Here is a 19,219-nt window from a genome sequence, read left to right on the forward strand (position 1 = left end):
GGCGTGAGTGATGTGCGACATGTGCTGGTGCTGCCCGACAGGGACGCGGCGGAAGAAGTGGTGCAGGCGCTTGCCGAGCGTTTCGGCGTCGTCGAGGAGCCGCAGCTGGTGCGGGACGCGCTGGCCGGTGAGGACGACGCCGAGGACGCGCAGTGGCTGGTCGTCCTGAGGGACGAGGAAGAGCGGCTGGATCCCGGCGAGCTGGACCGGTTCGCCGGTGAGTGGGAGGGCTGGCGGGAGGAACCGTAGGCCCGGCCGAGAGCCCTAGGCCCGGCCGAGAACCGCAGGCCTGGTCGAGAACCGCAGGCCTGGTTGTCAGTGCCGCGTGGGATGCTTGTCGCGATGGCCAGGAAGACTGCGAATGACGACCCTCTCGCCCCCGTGACGCTCGCCGTGGGCCAGGAGGAGCTGCTGCTCGACCGTGCCGTGCAGGAGGTGGTGGCCGCCGCGAAGGCCTCCGACGCCGACACGGACGTACGGGACCTGACCTCGGACCAGTTGCAGCCGGGCACGCTCGCCGAGCTGACGAGCCCGTCGTTGTTCGCGGAGCGCAAGGTCGTCGTCGTACGCAATGCGCAGGATCTGTCGGCCGACACGATCAAGGACGTGAAGGCCTATCTCGGGGCGCCCGCCGAGGAGATCACGCTGGTGCTGCTGCACGCCGGCGGGGCGAAGGGCAAGGGACTGCTCGACGCGGCCCGCAAGGCGGGGGCACGTGAGGTGGCCTGCCCGAAGATGACCAAGCCGGCGGACCGGCTGGCGTTCGTGCGGCAGGAGTTCCGGGCGGTGGGCAGGTCCGCCACGCCGGAGGCGTGCCAGGCCCTCGTCGACGCGATCGGGAGTGATCTGCGGGAGCTGGCGTCGGCGGTCTCGCAGCTGGTCGCGGACGTCGAGGGGACGATCGACGAGGCGATCGTCGGGCGGTACTACACGGGCCGGGCCGAGGCGTCGAGCTTCACGGTCGCCGACCGGGCGGTCGAGGGGCGTGCGGCGGAGGCGCTGGAGGCGTTGCGCTGGTCGCTGTCGACCGGGGTGGCGCCGGTGCTGATCACGAGTGCGCTGGCGCAGGGCGTCCGGGCGATCGGCAAGCTGTCTTCGGCGCGTGGCGGACGTCCGGCCGATCTCGCGCGCGAGCTGGGCATGCCGCCGTGGAAGATCGACCGGGTGCGGCAGCAGATGCGGGGCTGGACCCCGGACGGGGTGGCGGTGGCGCTGCGGGCTGTGGCCGAGGCGGACGCGGGCGTGAAGGGCGGCGGCGACGATCCCGAGTACGCCCTGGAGAAGGCGGTGGTCACGATCGCGCGGGCGGCCCGCTCCCGGGGCCGGGGCTGAGGCCGCGGGACTCAGTACAGGGGCTGACCGATCCCCAGCAGGTTCCCCTCGCTGTCGTGGAACCAGCCGCCGCGTTCACCCCGTGCGCCCTTGCTCGGGTAGTGCCCCTCGACCTCGGCGATTCCGTCCTGCGTGCGGAGGCCGGGCACGTCGACCTCCTCGAAGACCACGCCGCGCCGCTTCAGCTCCGCCACGGCGGCCTCGATGTCGTCGACCTCCAGCGCCATCTGGGTGAACGTGCCGGGCGAGGCGCCCGTCGACCGGAACAGCACGAACTCCGCGCCGCCGCAGCGGTACAGCAGCCCACCGGGCCGTTCGTCGACCGGCTCCAGACCGAGCTTCTCCGCGTAGAAGCGCCGCGCCCGGTCCAGGTCCTGAGCGGGAAGCCTGGTCGCCACCCGGGCCCCGGCCAGCACGTTCCTGTCGTCTGCGTCATCGCCTGCGTCCATGTCTCCACTGTGCCGCCAAAGCCGTCCGGAGGGAGAATCGGGAGTGCAGCCGTACTCGCCAAGCGACGGAGAGGTGGCGGAGGACATGGCTGAACACCCGCACGCAGCGCTGGTCCGCAAGGGATTCGAGGCCTTCTCGCGCGGTGACATGGACACCCTGCGCGGGCTGATCGCCGGGGACGCCACACACCACGTGCCCGGAGATCACCCGTTGTCGGGCGACTTCAAAGGCGTGGACTCGATCATCGAGATGTACGAGCGGCTCGGCACGGAGACCAACGGGACGGCGCGTGCCGAACTGATCGGCATCTGTGTCGACGGCCGCGGTCACGCGGTCGGCATGACCCGCTTCACGGCCGAGCGCAACGGCAAGCACCTGGACGACACCGGATGCATCATCTTCCGGATCGTCGGGGACAAGGTCACCGACCTCGATGAATGTGTCGAGGACATCGACAAGAACAACGAGTTCTGGTCCTGAACAGGCCGAAGGCCGGGTGCCCTCCCATGGGGAACAGGAGGACACCCGGCCTTCGCTTCAAGCTGTTGGATCCGCGCCCGCGTGGCGAACGCAGGCCGCGCGCGGACCCGAGGGGTGCCGGACGGGAGCGGATGAGAGAGGGCCCGCTCGATTCCCTCCGGCGTCACATCAGACGTCAGCCCTTGAGCGCGGCGACCTTCTGAGCCAGCGCCGACTTCTTGTTGGCAGCCTGGTTCTTGTGGATGACGCCCTTCGAGACGGCCTTGTCGAGCTGACGCGCGGCAGCGCGCTGGTACTCGGTGGCCTTCTCGGCGTCACCCGCGGCAGCAGCCTCACGGGCCTTGCGGATCGCGGTCTTGAGGGAGGACTTGACGGCCTTGTTGCGCAGCCGCGCCTTCTCGTTGGTCTTGATCCGCTTGATCTGGGACTTGATGTTCGCCACGAATGAGCCTTCTCAGGTTCTGGCACGGGGCCGCACGAGTGCCGCGCGGTCCTGCACCGGGTGATTTCTTGAGGAGTGCCTCCTGCGAGAGGGCATGAGGCACAGCCCCCCACGGTACCAGCGGGCTCGTTCACGGCCCAAACCCGTCCATGGTCCCCACCCGTGGGACCATGGAGGCTACGTATCGATCCGATCCGACCCGAGACCGCAGACACTGCGGACGCCTCAAGAATCAGGACCCTGCGTGCCCGCGATCCCCAGCCACGTGCCCGAGCCGAGCCGTACCGACCCGGCTCTGATCCGCAACTTCTGCATCATCGCGCACATCGACCACGGCAAGTCCACGCTCGCCGACCGGATGCTCCAGCTGACCGGAGTGGTCGAGCAGCGGCAGATGCGTGCTCAGTACCTCGACCGCATGGACATCGAGCGTGAGCGCGGTATCACGATCAAGTCCCAGGCGGTGCGGCTCCCGTGGGCCCCCACCCACGACAAGAGCAAGACGCACATCCTGAACATGATCGACACCCCGGGGCACGTCGACTTCACCTACGAGGTCTCGCGATCACTCGCCGCCTGTGAGGGCACCATCCTCCTGGTCGACGCCGCCCAGGGCATCGAGGCGCAGACCCTCGCCAACCTCTACCTGGCGATGGAGAACGAGCTCACGATCATCCCCGTGCTGAACAAGATCGACCTGCCGGCCGCGCAGCCCGAGAAGTTCGCCGAGGAGCTCGCCCACCTCATCGGGTGCGAGCCCGACGACGTGCTCAAGGTCTCCGCCAAGACCGGGCTCGGTGTCGAGGCGCTGCTGGACAAGGTCGTCGAACAGGTCCCGGCCCCGGTCGGCGTGAAGGACGCCCCCGCGCGCGCCATGATCTTCGACTCCGTCTACGACTCCTACCGGGGCGTGGTGACGTACGTCCGTGTCATCGACGGGCAGCTCAACAAGCGTGAGCGCATCAAGATGATGTCCACCGGCGCCACGCACGAGCTGCTGGAGATCGGCACCAACTCGCCGGAGATGCTGGCGTCCGACGGCCTCGGCGTCGGCGAGGTGGGCTACCTCATCACCGGCGTGAAGGACGTCCGCCAGTCCAAGGTCGGTGACACCGTCACCAGCCAGCACAAGGGGGCCCAGGAAGCCCTCGGCGGGTACAAGGACCCCAAGCCCATGGTCTTCTCGGGCCTCTATCCCCTGGACGGCTCGGACTACCCGGAGCTGCGCGAGGCCCTCGACAAGCTCCAGCTCAACGACGCCGCACTGGTCTACGAGCCGGAGACCTCCGCCGCCCTCGGCTTCGGCTTCCGCGTCGGTTTCCTCGGCCTGCTGCACCTGGACGTGATCCGCGAGCGGCTGGAGCGCGAGTTCGGGCTCGACCTGATCGCGACCGCCCCGAACGTGGTCTACCGCGTGGTCATGGAGGACGGCACCGAGCACACGGTCACCAACCCGAGCGAGTTCCCCGAGGGCAAGATCTCGGAGGTCTACGAGCCGGTCGTGCGGGCCACCATCCTGGCGCCCAGCGAGTTCATCGGCTCGATCATGGAGCTGTGCCAGACCCGGCGCGGAACCCTGCTCGGCATGGACTACCTCTCCGAGGAGCGGGTCGAGGTCCGCTACACCCTGCCCCTCGCCGAGATCGTCTTCGACTTCTTCGACCAGCTGAAGTCGAAGACGCGTGGTTACGCGTCCCTGGACTACGAGCCCACCGGCGAGCAGACGTCCAGCCTGGTCAAGGTCGACATCCTGCTGCACGGCGACAAGGTCGACGCGTTCTCGGCGATCACCCACAAGGACCAGGCGTACGCCTATGGCGTGCGGCTCGTCGCGAAGCTCAAGGAGCTCATCCCGCGGCAGGCCTTCGAGGTGCCGGTCCAGGCCGCCATCGGCTCCCGGGTCATCGCCCGCGAGACCATCCGCGCCATCCGCAAGGACGTCCTCGCCAAGTGCTACGGCGGTGACATCTCCCGTAAGCGGAAGCTGCTGGAGAAGCAGAAGGAGGGCAAGAAGCGGATGAAGATGGTGGGTTCCGTGGAAGTTCCGCAGGAGGCGTTCATCGCCGTCCTGTCGAGCGATGACAGCGCGGGGTCGGGCAAGGGCAAGAAGTAATCACGGATTACCGTGGGTTACACGGCAAACCGGGTAGAACAGGGGCCCGTCGTGCGAAAGTGCGGCGGGCCCTGTGCGTACGCGGGGTAGCTCTCTGTACGAAGTGACAGGCCGCGGACCCTTACGCAGGGGCCGGTCGGCCTTTACTCTGATCCCTGCTCGATAGTTACTCGTGAGTTAAACAATGGCTCGCGAACAGCAGCTCGTGAGTGAAAACCAGCCGCACCTGAGCCAGCCGCGCCGTCGCGGGCCCCGGAGGATGTCGTGAGCGACACACAGACACTGATCGAGAACCGTCCGCCGTCCGTGGCGGGACTCTTCCTGGACCGCGTGGCCGCCACGCCGGACGCCGAGGCCTACCGCTATCCGGTGCCCGCGTCCTCGGGGCAGGGGCCGGACGACTGGAAGTCGCTGAGCTGGGCGCAGGCCGCCGAGCGGGTCTACGCCATCGCGGCCGGGCTCATCGAGCTCGGCGTGCAGTCCGAGCAGCGCGTCGCCCTCGCGTCCAGTACCCGCATCGAGTGGATCCTCGCCGACCTCGGCATCATGTGCGCCGGCGCCGCCACGACCACGGTCTACCCGCAGACCAACGCCGAGGAGTCGGCGTACATCCTGTCGGACTCCGAGAGCCGGGTGCTGATCGCGGAGAACGTCGAGCAGCTGGCCAAGGCGCAGGAGAAGCGCGCCGAGCTGCCCGAACTCACGCACGTCGTGGTCATCGACCCGGCCGGGGTCGAGACCGCCGACTGGATCCTCACACTGGACGAGCTGGAGAAGCGCGGCGCGGCCCGGCTGGAGAAGGACCCCGACCTGATCAGGGAGCGGGTCGGCGCGATTTCCAAGGACCAGCTGGCCACCCTCATCTACACCTCCGGCACCACCGGCCGCCCCAAGGGCGTGCGCCTCCCGCACGACAACTGGTCGTACATGGCGAAGGCGATCGCCGCGACCGGGCTGATCAGCGGCGAGGACGTGCAGTACCTGTGGCTGCCCCTGGCGCACGTCTTCGGCAAGGTCCTCACCTCGGGCCAGATCGAGGTCGGCCACGTCACCGCCGTGGACGGCCGCGTCGACAAGATCATCGAGAATCTGCCGGTGGTGCAGCCGACGTACATGGCCGCCGTGCCGCGCATCTTCGAGAAGGTCTACAACGGTGTCGCCGCGAAGGCCCGGGCGGGCGGTGGCGCCAAGTACAAGATCTTCCAGTGGGCCGCCGAGGTCGCCCGCGAGTACGCCAAGGTCGCCCAGGACAACTTCCGGCGGACCGGGAGCGCGTCCGTGCCGTTCGGGCTGGGCGCCAAGCACAAGGTCGCCGACGCGCTGGTGTACACCAAGATCCGGGAGGCCTTCGGCGGGAACCTGCGGGCCTGCGTCTCGGGGTCGGCGGCGCTGGCACCCGAGATCGGCTACTTCTTCTCCGGCGCCGGCATCCACATCCTGGAGGGCTACGGCCTGACCGAGTCCTCGGCGGCGTCGTTCGTGAACCCGGGCGAGGCCTACCGCACCGGCACGGTCGGCAAGCCGCTGCCCGGCACGGAGGTGCGGATCGCCGACGACGGGGAGATCCTGCTGCGCGGCCCGGGCATCATGGAGGGCTACCACAAGCTGCCCGAGAAGACCGCCGAGGTGCTGGAGGCGGACGGCTGGTTCCACACCGGGGACATCGGGGAGCTGTCGCCCGACGGGTATCTGCGGATCACCGACCGCAAGAAGGACCTCATCAAGACGTCGGGCGGCAAGTACATCGCGCCGGCCGAGGTCGAGGGGCAGTTCAAGGCGGTGTGCCCGTACGTGTCCAACATCCTCGTGCACGGGGCCGACCGGAACTTCTGCACGGCGCTGATCGCGCTCGACGAGGTCGCGATCACGGAGTGGGCGAAGGAGAACGGGCTGGCCGGGAAGTCGTACGAGGAGATCGTTTCCTCGCCGGTCACGGTGGAGATGGTCGACGGGTATGTGAAGCAGCTCAACGAGGGGCTTCAGCGGTGGCAGACGATCAAGAAGTTCCGGTTGCTGCCGCGGGATCTCGATGTCGAGCACGGTGAGATCACGCCGAGTCTGAAGCTGAAGCGGCCGGTGGTGGAGCGGGAGTACAAGCATCTGATCGAGGAGATGTACGAGGGGTCGCGCGAGGCGTAGGGGGTGGTGGCGCTGTGTGAGCGGCTGCGGGTTCGTTGTGGTTGTTCGCGCCCACGCGGCGGAGCCGCAAATCGACACAGCCCCGCGCCCCTAGGGTTCCTGTTCCACTCGGCGTTTCAAGTCCTGGATCTCTGCGCGCAGGCGTTCCACCTCTCTTCCTTTGCGGTAGAGGTCCAGGAAGACGCCGACCTTTGCTCTGAGGACCCACGGGTCGAAGGGCTTGGTCACGTAGTCGGCGGCGCCCGTCGCGTAGCCGCGGAAGGCGTAGCCCGAGTCGTCGTCCGCGCCCGTCAGGAAGATGATCGGGACGTCGCGGGTCTGGTCCAGGCGTTTGATGTGGGCGGCCGTCTCGAAGCCGTCCATGCCGGGCATGCGGATGTCGAGCAGGACGAGGGCGATGGGCTGCCGCAGTACGGCCTTCATCGCCTCCTCGCCCGAACGGGCGCGTATCAGAGGCTCGTTGAGAGAGGCCAGGACGGCCTCAAGGGCGGTCAGGTTGTCCTCCATGTCGTCGACCAGGAGGATTCCGGCGCGTTCGGTGCTCATGACGGTCGGGCCTCCTCCGCGCCCTCCGGTTCCGGTGTGTCATCCGGGTCCAGCAGTTCGCACACGACCGTCAGCAGCCGCTCGATGTCCACCGGCTTGGGCACGTAGTCGTTGGCGCCGCGGGCGATGGACTTCTCCCGGTCGCCGGGCATCGCCTTCGCGGTCAGGGCCACGATGGGCAGGTCCGCCCAGCGCGGCGTGCGGCGGATGGCGGAGATGGTCTCGTAGCCGTCCATCTCCGGCATCATGATGTCCATCAGGACCAGTTCGACGCCCTCGCTGCGCTCCAGCATCTCGATGCCCTCACGGCCGTTCTCCGCGTACAGCACGGTCATGCCGACGCGGCCCAGGACATGGGTGAGGGCGAAGACGTTGCGGATGTCGTCGTCGACGATCAGCACCCGCCGCCCGGCCAGGATCCGGCCCGGCCTGCCGGACGTCCACGTCTCCAGCCTGGCCGGCGAGGGCCAGGCGTCGTCCGTGTCGTACGCGGCCGGGAAGGGGCCGGCGGTGGCGGGCTCGAGGGTCGGGGGCGGTCCGGGGGCATCTTCGGGGGCCGGTGCGGGCGCCGTGTGACCGGGGCTCACGACCGGCACGTACAGGGTGAACGTGGAGCCCTTGCCGGGTTCGCTCTCGGCGACGATCCGACCGCCGAGCAGGCCCGCGATCTCCCGGCTGATGGACAGGCCGAGGCCGGTGCCGCCGTACTTGCGGTTGGTGGTGCCGTCGGCCTGCTGGAACGCCTCGAAGATGACCGGGAGTTTCTCCGGCGCGATGCCGATGCCCGTGTCGGAGACGGTGAAGGCGATGACGTCCTCGGTGTCCCGCACTCCCCCACTCTCGGCTTCGCTCGAGCGGGGGGACCCCCATCGATGTCCGGCGTCCTTCACCCGGTCGACCCGCAGCTCGACCTTGCCCGACGCGGTGAACTTGATCGCGTTGGAGAGGAGGTTGCGCAGGATCTGCTGGAGCCGCTGTTCGTCCGAGTACATCTCGCGCGGTACGTCCTCGCCGACCGCCAGTTCGAAGGCGAGCCCCCGGTCGATGGTCAGGGGGCGGAACGTGGCGTGGACGTAGTCAAGCAGCTTGATCAGGGGGAGCCGCTTGGGGCGTACGTCCATCCGGCCGGCCTCGATCTTCGACAGGTCCAGGATGTCGTTGATCAGCTGGAGCAGGTCCGAGCCCGAGCGGTGGATCGTCGTCGCGAACTGCACCTCCTGGTCGGAGAGATGACCGTCCGGGTTGTCGGAGAGCAGCCGGGCCAGGATCAGCAGGGAGTTGAGCGGCGTGCGCAGCTCGTGGGACATGTTCGCCAGGAACTCCGACTTGTACTGCGAGGACGTGGCCAGCAGGGCGGCCTTCTCCTCCAGTTCGGCGTTGGAGCGCTGGAGTTCGCCCTGTTGCTTCTGGAGTTCGTCCGAGCGTTCCTGGAGTTGCATGGCCAGGCGCTGGGACTCGCCGAGCAGGGACTCCGTGCGGGAGTTGGCGATGATCGTGTTGATGGCGACGCCGATGGTGTTGACGAACTGGTCGAAGAAGGCCAGGTGCACGTCGGAGAAGCGGGAGAAGGAGGCGAGCTCGATGACGCCGAGGAGCTTGGCCTCGAAGAGGATCGGGATGATGACGATCGTCGTGGGAGCCGCCTCGCCGAGGCCACTGTTGATTTTGATGTAGTCGGTCGGGGCGCCCTCGACCAGGATCCGCTTCTTCTCCCGGGCCGCCTGCGCGACCAGGCCGTGCACCGGGAGGGCGCCGGTCTCGACGGTCGCGTCCTGGGCGGCGCCGTAGCCGGCGATGAAGGCGAGCCCCTTGGTGGGAACCGTCGCTCCGTCCTGCTCCGGATCGGCCAGGTAGAACGCGCCGTACTGGGCGTTCACCAGCGGCGTCAGCTCGCGGAGTATCAGGTCGGCGACCTCCATCAGGTCGCGGTGCCCCTGCATCAGGGCGGCCAGGCGCGCCAGGTTGGACTCCAGCCAGTCCTTCGCGCGGGTCGTCTCGCGCAGGTTGGCCACCATCAGGTTGATGTTGTCCTTGAGCTCGGTGACCTCGCCGCGGGTCTCGACCGTGATCGAGCGGGACATGTCGCCCTGGGCCACGGCGGAGGCGACCTCGGCGATCGCGCGGACCTGGGTGGTGAGGTTCGACGCCAGCTCGTTGACGTTCGTCGTCAGGCGTTTCCAGGTGCCGTAGACGCCCTCGACCCGGGCCTGGCCGCCGAGCTGTCCCTCGGAGCCGACCTCGCGGGCCACGCGTGTGACCTCCGAGGCGAAGGAGGACAGCGTGTCGACCATCGTGTTGATCGTGGTCTTCAGCTCCAGGATCTCGCCGCGCGCGTCCACGTCGATCTTCCGGGACAGGTCGCCCTGTGCCACGGCCGTCGCGACCTGGGCGATGTTGCGCACCTGGGAGGTGAGGTTGTCGGCCATGGAGTTGACGTTGTCCGTCAGGTCCCGCCAGACGCCGGAGACGCCCAGCACCTGGGCCCGGCCGCCGAGCCGGCCGTCGGTGCCGACCTCGCGGGCGACGCGCGTGACCTCGTCGGCGAAGGCGCGCAGCTGCTCCACCATCGTGTTGACGGTGTCCTTCAGCTCGAGGATCTCACCGCGGGCGTCGACCGTGATCTTCTTCGACAGGTCGCCGTTGGCCACGGCCGTGGTGACCTGGGCGATGTTGCGGACCTGCGAGGTCAGGTTCAGCGCCATGAAGTTGACGTTGTCGGTGAGGTCCTTCCAGACGCCGGAGACGCCCCGGACCTGGGCCTGACCGCCGAGGTTGCCTTCGGTGCCGACCTCGCGGGCGACCCGGGTCACTTCGTCGGCGAAGGCGGAGAGCTGGTCGACCATCGTGTTGATCGTGGACTTGAGCTCCAGGATCTCGCCCTTGGCCTCCACCGTGATCTTCTTGCCGAGGTCGCCCTGGGCGACGGCCGTGGACACGAGCGCGATGTTCCGCACCTGGGAGGTGAGGTTGTCGGCCATGAAGTTGACGTTGTCGGTGAGGTCCTTCCAGACGCCGGAGACGCCCCGGACCTGCGCCCGGCCGCCGAGGTTGCCTTCGGTGCCGACCTCGCGGGCGACCCGCGTGACCTCGTCGGCGAAGGCGGAGAGCTGGTCGACCATCGTGTTGATGGTCGACTTGAGCTCCAGGATCTCGCCCTGCGCGTCCACCGTGATCTTCTGGGACAGGTCGCCGTTGGCCACGGCCGTCGTCACCTGGGCGATGTTGCGGACCTGCGAGGTCAGGTTCGACGCCATGAAGTTGACGTTGTCGGTGAGGTCCTTCCAGACCCCGGACACGCCCCGGACCTGCGCCCGGCCGCCCAACTGCCCCTCGGTGCCGACCTCGCGGGCGACCCGCGTGACCTCGTCGGCGAAGGCGGAGAGCTGGTCGACCATCGTGTTGACGGTCAGCTTCAGCTCCAGCAGCTCGCCGGTCGCCTCCACCGTGACCGTGCGGGTCAGGTCGCCGCGTGCCACCGCCGTCGTGACCGCCGCGATGTCCCGCACCTGGGCCGTCAGCCGGGACGCCATCGTGTTGACGGCCTCGGTCACGTCCCGCCAACTGCCCGACAGTCCCTGCACCTTGGCCCGGCCGCCGAGCCGGCCCTCGGTGCCGACCTCGCGCGCGACCCGCGTCACCTCGCCGGTGAACAGGGAGAGCTGGTCCACCATCTTGTTCACGGCCCGGCCCAGGCGTCGCAGGTCGCCGCGTAACTCCCGTGTCCCGTCGTGCAGATCGACCCGCTGGGTCAGATCGCCGCCGGCCACCGCGTCCAGTACGCGCGTGGCGTTCGCCGCCGGGGCGACGAGGGCGTCGAGCAGCTGGTTCACGTCGTTGACGCGGGACGTCCACAGGCCCTGACCCGGACTGGCCGAGAGCCGCTCGTCGAGCCGGCCGTGCCGCACCAGTTCCCGTCTGACCCGCTGCACCTCGGTGGTGAAGTGGATGTCGCGGTCCACGATCTGGTTGAAGACCGCGGTGAGTTCGGCCACCATCCCGTGGCCGGTTTCCGGCACCTTGGTGAAGTCGCCGTCGCGTGCGGCTGTCATGGCTGCGAGCAGGGGACGCAGATCGGATGCACGAATCTGACCGTCTTCGTACCGGTCTTCGACCACAGGAGTAGCACTGTTCTCACTCATGACGGCCCACTTCGGTAACTCGGCGCTTATGGGCGTGGCCAGTCTGTCACCCTGTCGGCATCGACTGTGGCGTATTCGTACGAACTGCCCGGGGAGCTGTCCATGGGGGCCATTCCGACGCAACGGGAGACCGCTTCCCGTGCCTCAGAGGCGCCTGCGCACGCTTCGGAGGTGCCTGGGCCCCCGCACGAGGGGGCCGTCTCCGAGGGGTGTGCGCTGCCTTCCGAGGCTCCCGCGCTCGGGGCGGAGACGTCGGCGCTCGGCGTGGAGACGTCGGCGCTCGGGGTGGAGGCGCCCGTGCTCGCATCCGAGAGGGGCGGGGTCGCTTCCGAGACGCCCGTCGTGGTTTCCGAGGCGCCCGCCAAGGAGCGTGCGCGGGCGTACGCGACCCTGTCCGGCAGCTCTCTCGCGCCGGGCTCCGCTCGCGCTCTGCTGCGCGCGGCGATCGCCGAGTGGACCGGACTCGGCCTGCCCGGCGCCGAGCATCTCACCGACCGTCTCGCCGACGACGCCCTGCTCGTCGTCAGCGAACTCGTCACCAACGCCGTCGTGCACGCCGGCACCGACGTCCAGCTGGAATGCCGGCTGGAAGGCGACGACAAGGACACGGCCGCGCTCCTCGTGGAGGTCTCCGACCACCACCCCTCACGCGCCCCGCGCGGCGGCGAGCCGGAAACGCCGCACGACATCCCGGAGTACGGGCGTGGCCTGCGGCTCGTCGGCGCGCTCTCCGAGGCCTGGGGCATCACGTACCGCACGGGCCGGAAGACCGTGTGGGCGCGGCTGCCCGCCGGGGGATGTGAGGCCGGCGACCAGATCGAGGCGTACGCCGGGGAGCACGCGCTGGCGCGCGGGCTGCGCGTGGCGGAGATCCTGGCGCCGGAGCCGCCCCCCGGGCAGGAGGCCAGGGAGCGGGGACCAAGGGACGCACGGGGCCCGCGTGACCCTGGCGGCGGCTCGGGCGACCTGCGCGACTGGCAGGACCTGCGGGACTGGCGGGAGCGGTACGAGGACTGCGACGGCCGTGACGGACGCGACGGCTCCTGGCTGGGCCGCGGGGCCCTGTCCTTCCTCGCCGAGGCGTCCGACCTCCTCGCCGGACAGCTCGACGAGGACCTGGTCGCCGCCCTCGCCGGGCAGTTGATCGTGCCCCGGCTGGCCGACTGGTGCGCGGTGTGGCTGGAGGACGAGGCCACCGGCGGCGGCTGGGGCGGGGCCGGAGCGGGCGGGCCCCGGCTGGCCCGGGTCTGGCACGGCAGTGAGAACCGCATCGAGGAACTGCGCCGGGCCCTGGAGAAGGACGCGCCGCACCCGTCCGACCCGTTGGGCTCCGGGCCGGTCGACTACCCCTGGCCCGGCGAGGCGCTCGGTGACGAGCCCGGCGGACCGGGCTCGGCCCTCGCGTACCGGCTCGTCGCCGGCGGACGCCCGCTGGGCACCCTCGTCATCGGACGGTCCGGTGCCGCCGGTTTCCCCGACGAGATCACCGGCCTCGCCGAGGACCTCAGCCGCCGGGTGGCGCTCGCCATCGGCGCCGCCCGCCAGTACGCCCGCCAGGCCACCATCAGCGCCGTACTCCAGCGCGGACTGCTGCCCGGCGCCGTGGCCGAGATCCCCGGGGTGCGCAGCGCCCTCGTCTACGAGCCGTGCGACAAGGGCGGGCCCAGCGGCGACTTCTACGACCTGTTCCCGGCCGGCGACGGCCGCTGGTGCTTCGCCGTCGGCGACGTCCAGGGCAAGGGCCCCGAGGCCGCCGTCGTGATCGGCCTGGCCCGGCCCTGGCTGCGGCTGCTGGCCCGCGAGGGCTACCGGGTCGCCGACGTCCTCGACCGCCTCAACCAGCTCCTGCTCGACGACGCCACGGAGGCCGCGGACGCGGCGGCCCGGGCGCTGGTGGCCGCGGGCGCCCGCCCGACCCCGCCCGGCGACGGCCCCCAGACGCGCTTCCTGTCCCTGCTCTACGGCGAGCTGGTCCCCTTCGACGGCGGCGTCCGCTGCACCGTCGCCTCCGCCGGGCATCCGCTGCCCCTGCTGCTCGGGACGGGCGGCGAGGTCCACACGGCCGCGCAGCCCCAGACGCTCCTGGGCGTCGTCGAGGACGCCACGTACACCAGCGAGACCTTCGAGCTGCGGTCCGGCGACACGCTGCTGTGCGTCACCGACGGCGTCACCGAGCGCCGCTCCGGCTCGCGCCAGTTCGACGACGGGGACGGGCTGGCGACGGCGCTGGCCGGGTGCGCGGGGCTGGACGCGGAGCTGATAGCCGAAAGGATCAAGCGGCTGGTGCACGAGTTCGGGGCGCGGCCCCCGGCGGACGATCTGGCGCTGCTGGTGCTCCAGGCCGAGTGACCGCCCGGGTGCTGGACAATGGAGGACATGCCTTCCGCACTCCCCGACGGCGAGCCCGTCCCCGACGACGGCGCGCTGCCCGCGTCCGCCCTCGCCGGGGCCGCCGACCGCCCGCTCGGGTTCTACCTGCACGTTCCGTACTGCGCGACCCGCTGCGGCTACTGCGACTTCAACACCTACACGGCGACCGAGCTGCGCGGCACCGGTGGCGTGCTGGCCTCGCGCGACAACTACGCCGAGACGCTGGCCGACGAGGTCCGGCTGGCGCGGAAGGTGCTGGGTGACGACCCGCGGCCCGTTCGTACGGTGTTCGTGGGCGGGGGGACGCCCACCCTGCTGGACGCCGGTGACCTGGTGCGGATGCTCGCGGCCGTCCGTGACGAGTTCGGGCTCGCGGAGGACGCCGAGGTCACGACCGAGGCGAATCCGGAGTCGGTGGATCCGGCGTATCTGGAGGCCCTGCGCGAGGGGGGCTTCAACCGGATCTCCTTCGGGATGCAGAGTGCGCGGCAGCATGTGCTGAAGGTGCTGGACCGGACGCATACGCCGGGGCGGCCGGAGGCGTGTGTCGCGGAGGCCCGGGCGGCCGGGTTCGAGCATGTGAATCTCGACCTGATCTACGGCACGCCGGGGGAGTCCGACGACGACTGGCGGGCGTCGCTGGACGCGGTGCTGGGGGCCGGGCCGGACCATGTCAGCGCGTACGCCCTGATCGTCGAGGAGGGGACGCAGCTGGCTCGGCGGATCCGCCGGGGCGAGGTGCCGATGACCGACGACGATGTGCATGCCGACCGGTACCTGATCGCGGACGAGGTTCTCTCGGGCGCGGGTTTCGAGTGGTACGAGGTGTCGAACTGGGCGACCTCGGAGGCGGGGCGGTGCCTGCACAACGAGCTGTACTGGCGGGGAGCCGACTGGTGGGGGGCCGGGCCGGGCGCGCACAGTCATGTGGGCGGGGTGCGGTGGTGGAACGTGAAGCATCCCGGGGCGTACGCGGGGGCGCTGGCGGCGGGGCGGTCGCCCGGGGCCGGGCGTGAGGTGCTGTCGGGGGAGGACCGGCGGGTCGAGCGGATTCTGCTGGAGTTGCGGCTGCGGGACGGTGTGCCGCTGTCGTTGCTGCGGGAGGAGGGGCTTGCGGCGGCGGGGCGGGCGTTGTCGGACGGGCTTCTGGAGGAGGGGCCGTACGAGTCAGGGCGGGCTGTGCTGACTCTGCGGGGGCGGTTGCTGGCGGACGGCGTGGTGCGCGACCTGGTGGACTGAGGTGCTGCCGCGTTGGGGCTGGGGCCGGGTGGGTCCGCAGCCCGGCGGAGCGGGGTGCCGCTGCGCCCACCCGTGCCGCCCATAGCGGCACGACTGCCCGCAGCTAAGCGGTTACGAAGTCGATCAGTTCCTCCACCCGGCCCAGCAGTTCCGGTTCCAGGTCCTTGTACGACCGGACCCCCGACAGGATCCGCTGCCAGGCCGCTCCCGTGTTGTCCGGCCAGCCCAGTGCCCTGCACACGCCCGTCTTCCAGTCCTGGCCGCGCGGGACCCGGGGCCAGGCCTCGATGCCCAGGGACGACGGTTTCACCGCCTCCCAGATGTCGATGTAGGGGTGGCCGACGACCAGGGCGTGGTCGCTCGTCACCGACTGCGCGATGCGCCACTCCTTCGAGCCCGGCACCAGGTGGTCCACCAGGACGCCGAGGCGGGCGTCGGGGCCGGGGGCGAAGGAGTCGACGATGGACGGCAGGTCGTCGACGCCCTCCAGGTACTCCACGACCACGCCCTCGATGCGCAGGTCGTCGCCCCAGACCCGCTCGACCAGCTCGGCGTCGTGCCGGCCCTCGACGTAGATGCGCCCGGCGCGGGCCACGCGGGCGCGGGCGCCGGGGACGGCCACCGAACCGGACGCCGTACGGGTCGGACGGGCGGGGCCGGCGGGAGAGGGGCGGACCAGGGTCACGGCCCTGCCCTCCAGGAGGAACCCGCGCGGCTCCATGGGGAACACCCGGTGCTTGCCGAAGCGGTCCTCCAGGGTCACCGTGCCCGCCTCGCAGCGGATCACCGCACCGCAGAAGCCGGTCCCGGCCTCCTCGACGACCAGACCCGGCTCCGCCGGAACCTCGGGCACCGGCTGCTGCGGCTTCTTCCACGGCGGGGTCAGATCGGGCGAGTACTGGCGCATTCGAATGACGATAGGAGAAGCCGGCGGGTGGTCACGGAGACACGCCGAAACGCGCGGCCAGCGCGTCACGCTGGGCGCGGACGAACGCCGCGTCCACCACCGCTCCGTGACCGGGTACGTACAGCGCGTCCTCGCCGCCCAGGTCGAGCAGCCGGTCCAGGGCGGCCGGCCAGTGCGACGGCACGGCGTCGGGGCCCGCCTGCGGCTCGCCGGACTCCTCGACCAGGTCGCCGCAGAACACCACCTCCGGATCGCCCGGCACCAGCACCGCCAGGTCGTGCGCGGTGTGCCCGGGGCCCACGTTCGCCAGCAGCACCTGGCGCCCGCCGCCCAGGTCGAGGGTCCACTCGCCGGAGACCAGGTGGCGGGGCGCGACCAGCCGGTCCGCCGCCTCCCGCGCGGTGGTCTCCGCCAGGCCGCCACGCACCGCGTCCACGCGCAGCTCCTCGCGGTCCCGTACACGCGTCAGCAGCGCCTCCACGCCCACCGCGCCGAACACCTCCGTGTCCGTGAACTCCGCCACCCCGAAGACGTGGTCGAAGTGGGGATGGGTCAGCGCGAGATGCGTCACACGGTGACCGGTGAGCGACCGCGCCTGCTCGCGCAACCGCGCGCCCTCGGCGGGGCTCGACCCCGCGTCGATCATGAGGACCGCGCCCTCACCGGCGACCAGCCCCACCGTGCAGTCCCACACCGGGAGCCGGCACCGCCCCACCCCCGCGGCCACGCGTTCCCATCCGAGCTCTTCCCAAGTCACCGTCATACAGCGACGCTAGCGGTGACCGCCGCCCCGGGCGCGACAGCAAGCGACCAGCCTTGCCGGGGGTGTACCCCACAGCCGTACACTGGGCGGGGAATGCTGGCACTCGCACGCGCAGAGTGCCAGGCCCACAGGCAGGACACCAGGCGGACGACTTCTGGAGGTGCGCGCGAATGCTCAGTGAACGCAGGCTTCAGGTGCTGCGCGCCATCGTCCAGGACTACGTCGGCACCGAGGAGCCGGTCGGCTCCAAGGCCCTCACCGAGCGGCACAACCTCGGCGTCTCGCCGGCCACGGTCCGCAACGACATGGCGGCCCTGGAGGACGAGGGGTACATCGCCCAGCCGCACACCAGCGCCGGGCGCATCCCCACCGACAAGGGCTACCGGCTGTTCGTGGACAAGCTGGCCGGCGTCAAGCCGATGACCGCGCCCGAGCGGCGCGCGATCCAGAACTTCCTCGAGGGCGCCGTCGACCTCGACGACGTCGTGGCGCGGACGGTACGGCTGCTGGCCCAGCTCACACGCCAGGTCGCCGTCGTGCAGTACCCGTCGCTGACCCGCTCGACCGTGCGGCACGTGGAGCTGCTCGCTCTCGCGCCCGCGCGGCTGATGCTCGTACTGATCACGGACACCGGGCGGGTCGAGCAGCGCGTGGTCGACTGCCCGGCGCCCTTCGGCGAGGCCTCGCTCGCGGATCTGCGCGCGCGGCTCAACAGCCGGGTGGCGAACCGCCGTTTCACGGATGTGCCGAGTCTGGTGGAGGATCTGCCGGAGGCGTTCGAGCACGAGGACCGGGGTACGGTCTCCACGGTGCTCTCCACACTTCTGGAGACGCTCGTCGAGGAGAACGAGGAGCGGCTGATGATCGGCGGCACCGCCAACCTGACCCGCTTCGGGCATGACTTTCCCCTCACGATCCGGCCGGTGCTGGAGGCGCTGGAGGAGCAGGTGGTGCTCCTCAAGCTGCTCGGCGAGGCGCAGGATCCGGGCGTGACCGTACGGATCGGTCATGAGAACGCCCACGAAGGACTCAACTCCACGTCCGTCGTGTCGGTCGGCTACGGTTCGGGCGGCGAGGCTGTCGCCAAGCTCGGCGTGGTCGGACCGACCCGCATGGACTACCCGGGAACGATGGGAGCGGTACGCGCAGTGGCACGGTACGTCGGACAGATCCTGGCGGAGTCGTAGTGGCCACGGACTACTACGCCGTACTCGGCGTGCGCCGCGACGCGTCGCAGGAAGAGATCAAGAAGGCCTTCCGGCGGCTCGCACGCGAGCTGCATCCGGACGTCAACCCCGATCCGAAGACCCAGGAGCGGTTCAAGGAGATCAACGCCGCTTACGAGGTGCTGTCGGACCCGCAGAAGAAGCAGGTCTACGACCTCGGCGGCGACCCGCTCTCGCAGGCCGGAGGCGGCGGCGCGGGCGGCTTCGGGGCCGGCGGCTTCGGGAACTTCTCCGACATCATGGACGCGTTCTTCGGCACGGCGTCGCAGCGCGGACCGCGCTCGCGCACGCGCCGCGGCCAGGACGCCATGATCCGCATCGAGATCGAGCTCGACGAGGCGGCCTTCGGCACGACGAAGGACATCCAGGTCGACACGGCGGTCGTCTGCAACACCTGTAACGGTGAGGGCGCGGCGCCGGGCACCTCCGCCCAGACGTGTGACATGTGCCGCGGTCGCGGCGAGGTGTCCCAGGTCACGCGGTCCTTCCTCGGCCAGGTCATGACCTCGCGGCCCTGCCCGCAGTGCCAGGGCTTCGGCACGGTCGTGCCGACCCCCTGCCCGGAGTGCGCCGGCGACGGCCGCGTCCGCTCCCGTCGCACGCTGACGGTGAAGATCCCGGCCGGTGTCGACAACGGCACGCGGATCCAGCTCGCCGGTGAGGGCGAGGTCGGGCCCGGCGGCGGTCCGGCGGGCGACCTGTACGTCGAGATCCACGAACTGCCGCACTCGCAGTTCCAGCGGCGCGGCGACGACCTGCACTGCACGGTCACGCTCCCGATGACGGCGGCCGCCCTCGGCACGAAGGTGCCGCTGGAGACGCTGGACGGCCTGGAGGAGGTCGACATCCGCCCGGGCACCCAGTCCGGCCAGTCGATCCCGCTGCACGGCCGTGGTGTCACACACCTGCGCGGCGGCGGACGCGGCGACCTCATCGTCCACGTCGAGGTCCAGACCCCGAGCAAGCTGGACGTCGAGCAGGAGCGCCTGCTCCGCGAGCTGGCCAAGCTGCGCGGCGAGGAACGGCCGACGGGTCAGTTCCAGCCTGGGCAGCAGGGGCTGTTCTCTCGGCTG

General features: G+C 70.4%; 15 protein-coding genes. 9 read left to right on the forward strand and 6 right to left on the reverse strand.

The genetic code is table 11. The features are described 5' to 3' along the window. Positions 1 to 3 precede the first annotated feature (3 nt). Both ACZ3I3_RS10360 and holA read left to right on the forward strand, forming a co-directional pair. A complete protein-coding gene (locus ACZ3I3_RS10360) occupies positions 4 to 249 on the forward strand; it encodes a hypothetical protein (RefSeq protein ID WP_086561908.1) in 246 nt (81 codons plus the stop codon). A gap of 93 nt (positions 250 to 342) precedes the next feature. Next, a complete protein-coding gene (holA, locus tag ACZ3I3_RS10365) occupies positions 343 to 1,332 on the forward strand; it encodes a DNA polymerase III subunit delta (RefSeq protein ID WP_467364074.1) in 990 nt (329 codons plus the stop codon). Between the two features lie 11 nt (positions 1,333 to 1,343). Here the strand turns inward: holA and ACZ3I3_RS10370 are convergent, their stop codons facing one another. Next, positions 1,344 to 1,781, reverse strand: coding sequence for a VOC family protein (locus tag ACZ3I3_RS10370; protein ID WP_467364075.1), 438 nt, complete (start codon positions 1,779 to 1,781; stop codon positions 1,344 to 1,346). Between the two features lie 85 nt (positions 1,782 to 1,866). Between ACZ3I3_RS10370 and ACZ3I3_RS10375 the strand changes: the two genes are divergently transcribed. Beyond that, complete coding sequence (locus ACZ3I3_RS10375) at positions 1,867 to 2,262, forward strand: nuclear transport factor 2 family protein (RefSeq protein WP_467364076.1); 396 nt, start codon at positions 1,867 to 1,869, stop codon at positions 2,260 to 2,262. A gap of 175 nt (positions 2,263 to 2,437) precedes the next feature. Here ACZ3I3_RS10375 and rpsT read toward each other — a convergent pair whose 3' ends face one another. Continuing rightward, positions 2,438 to 2,704: a 30S ribosomal protein S20 gene (rpsT, locus tag ACZ3I3_RS10380; RefSeq protein WP_086849999.1), complete on the reverse strand. Its 267-nt coding sequence runs from the start codon at positions 2,702 to 2,704 to the stop codon at positions 2,438 to 2,440. 244 nt (positions 2,705 to 2,948) lie between these two features. Here rpsT and lepA point away from each other — a divergent pair, with 244 nt between their 5' ends. Both lepA and ACZ3I3_RS10390 read left to right on the forward strand, forming a co-directional pair. Next, the gene (gene lepA, locus ACZ3I3_RS10385) at positions 2,949 to 4,817 is read left to right on the forward strand and encodes a translation elongation factor 4 (RefSeq protein ID WP_467364077.1); all 1,869 of its coding nucleotides are present in this window, start codon (positions 2,949 to 2,951) and stop codon (positions 4,815 to 4,817) included. A gap of 264 nt (positions 4,818 to 5,081) precedes the next feature. After that, positions 5,082 to 6,956 carry an AMP-dependent synthetase/ligase gene (locus ACZ3I3_RS10390; protein ID WP_467364078.1) on the forward strand — a complete coding sequence of 625 codons (1,875 nt, stop codon included), beginning with the start codon at positions 5,082 to 5,084 and terminating at the stop codon, positions 6,954 to 6,956. A 90-nt stretch (positions 6,957 to 7,046) separates the two neighbouring features. Here the strand turns inward: ACZ3I3_RS10390 and ACZ3I3_RS10395 are convergent, their stop codons facing one another. Both ACZ3I3_RS10395 and ACZ3I3_RS10400 read right to left on the reverse strand, forming a co-directional pair. After that, positions 7,047 to 7,502: a response regulator gene (locus tag ACZ3I3_RS10395; protein WP_467364079.1), complete on the reverse strand. Its 456-nt coding sequence runs from the start codon at positions 7,500 to 7,502 to the stop codon at positions 7,047 to 7,049. Then, positions 7,499 to 11,641: a HAMP domain-containing protein gene (locus ACZ3I3_RS10400; RefSeq protein WP_467364080.1), complete on the reverse strand. Its 4,143-nt coding sequence runs from the start codon at positions 11,639 to 11,641 to the stop codon at positions 7,499 to 7,501. Before ACZ3I3_RS10400 ends, ACZ3I3_RS10395 begins: the two co-directional genes overlap by 4 nt. Positions 11,642 to 11,743: 102 nt before the next feature. On the opposite strand from ACZ3I3_RS10400, the gene ACZ3I3_RS10405 reads away from it, so the two are divergent. Both ACZ3I3_RS10405 and hemW read left to right on the forward strand, forming a co-directional pair. Continuing rightward, a complete protein-coding gene (locus ACZ3I3_RS10405; RefSeq protein ID WP_467364081.1) occupies positions 11,744 to 13,990 on the forward strand; it encodes a SpoIIE family protein phosphatase in 2,247 nt (748 codons plus the stop codon). A gap of 27 nt (positions 13,991 to 14,017) precedes the next feature. Further along, entirely contained in the window at positions 14,018 to 15,250 is a 1,233-nt protein-coding gene (gene hemW, locus ACZ3I3_RS10410) for a radical SAM family heme chaperone HemW (RefSeq protein ID WP_467364082.1), read from the forward strand. A gap of 103 nt (positions 15,251 to 15,353) precedes the next feature. On the opposite strand, the gene ACZ3I3_RS10415 is transcribed toward hemW, so the two are convergent. Next, on the reverse strand, positions 15,354 to 16,157 hold the full coding sequence (locus ACZ3I3_RS10415; RefSeq protein ID WP_467364083.1) for a DUF3097 domain-containing protein: 804 nt from the start codon (positions 16,155 to 16,157) through the stop codon (positions 15,354 to 15,356). Positions 16,158 to 16,188: 31 nt separating this feature from the next. Then, entirely contained in the window at positions 16,189 to 16,920 is a 732-nt protein-coding gene (locus ACZ3I3_RS10420) for an MBL fold metallo-hydrolase (RefSeq protein WP_467364084.1), read from the reverse strand. 170 nt (positions 16,921 to 17,090) lie between these two features. Between ACZ3I3_RS10420 and hrcA the strand changes: the two genes are divergently transcribed. Next, positions 17,091 to 18,107 (forward strand): heat-inducible transcriptional repressor HrcA, encoded by a 1,017-nt coding sequence (hrcA, locus tag ACZ3I3_RS10425; RefSeq protein WP_086563135.1) that lies wholly within the window; start codon positions 17,091 to 17,093, stop codon positions 18,105 to 18,107. Then, positions 18,107 to 19,219, forward strand: a 1,113-nt coding sequence (dnaJ, locus tag ACZ3I3_RS10430; RefSeq protein ID WP_467364085.1) for a molecular chaperone DnaJ, incomplete at its 3' end; no start/stop codon positions are given. The genes hrcA and dnaJ, both read left to right, overlap by 1 nt.

This window comes from Streptomyces sp. NPDC016851 (genome assembly GCF_055562795.1).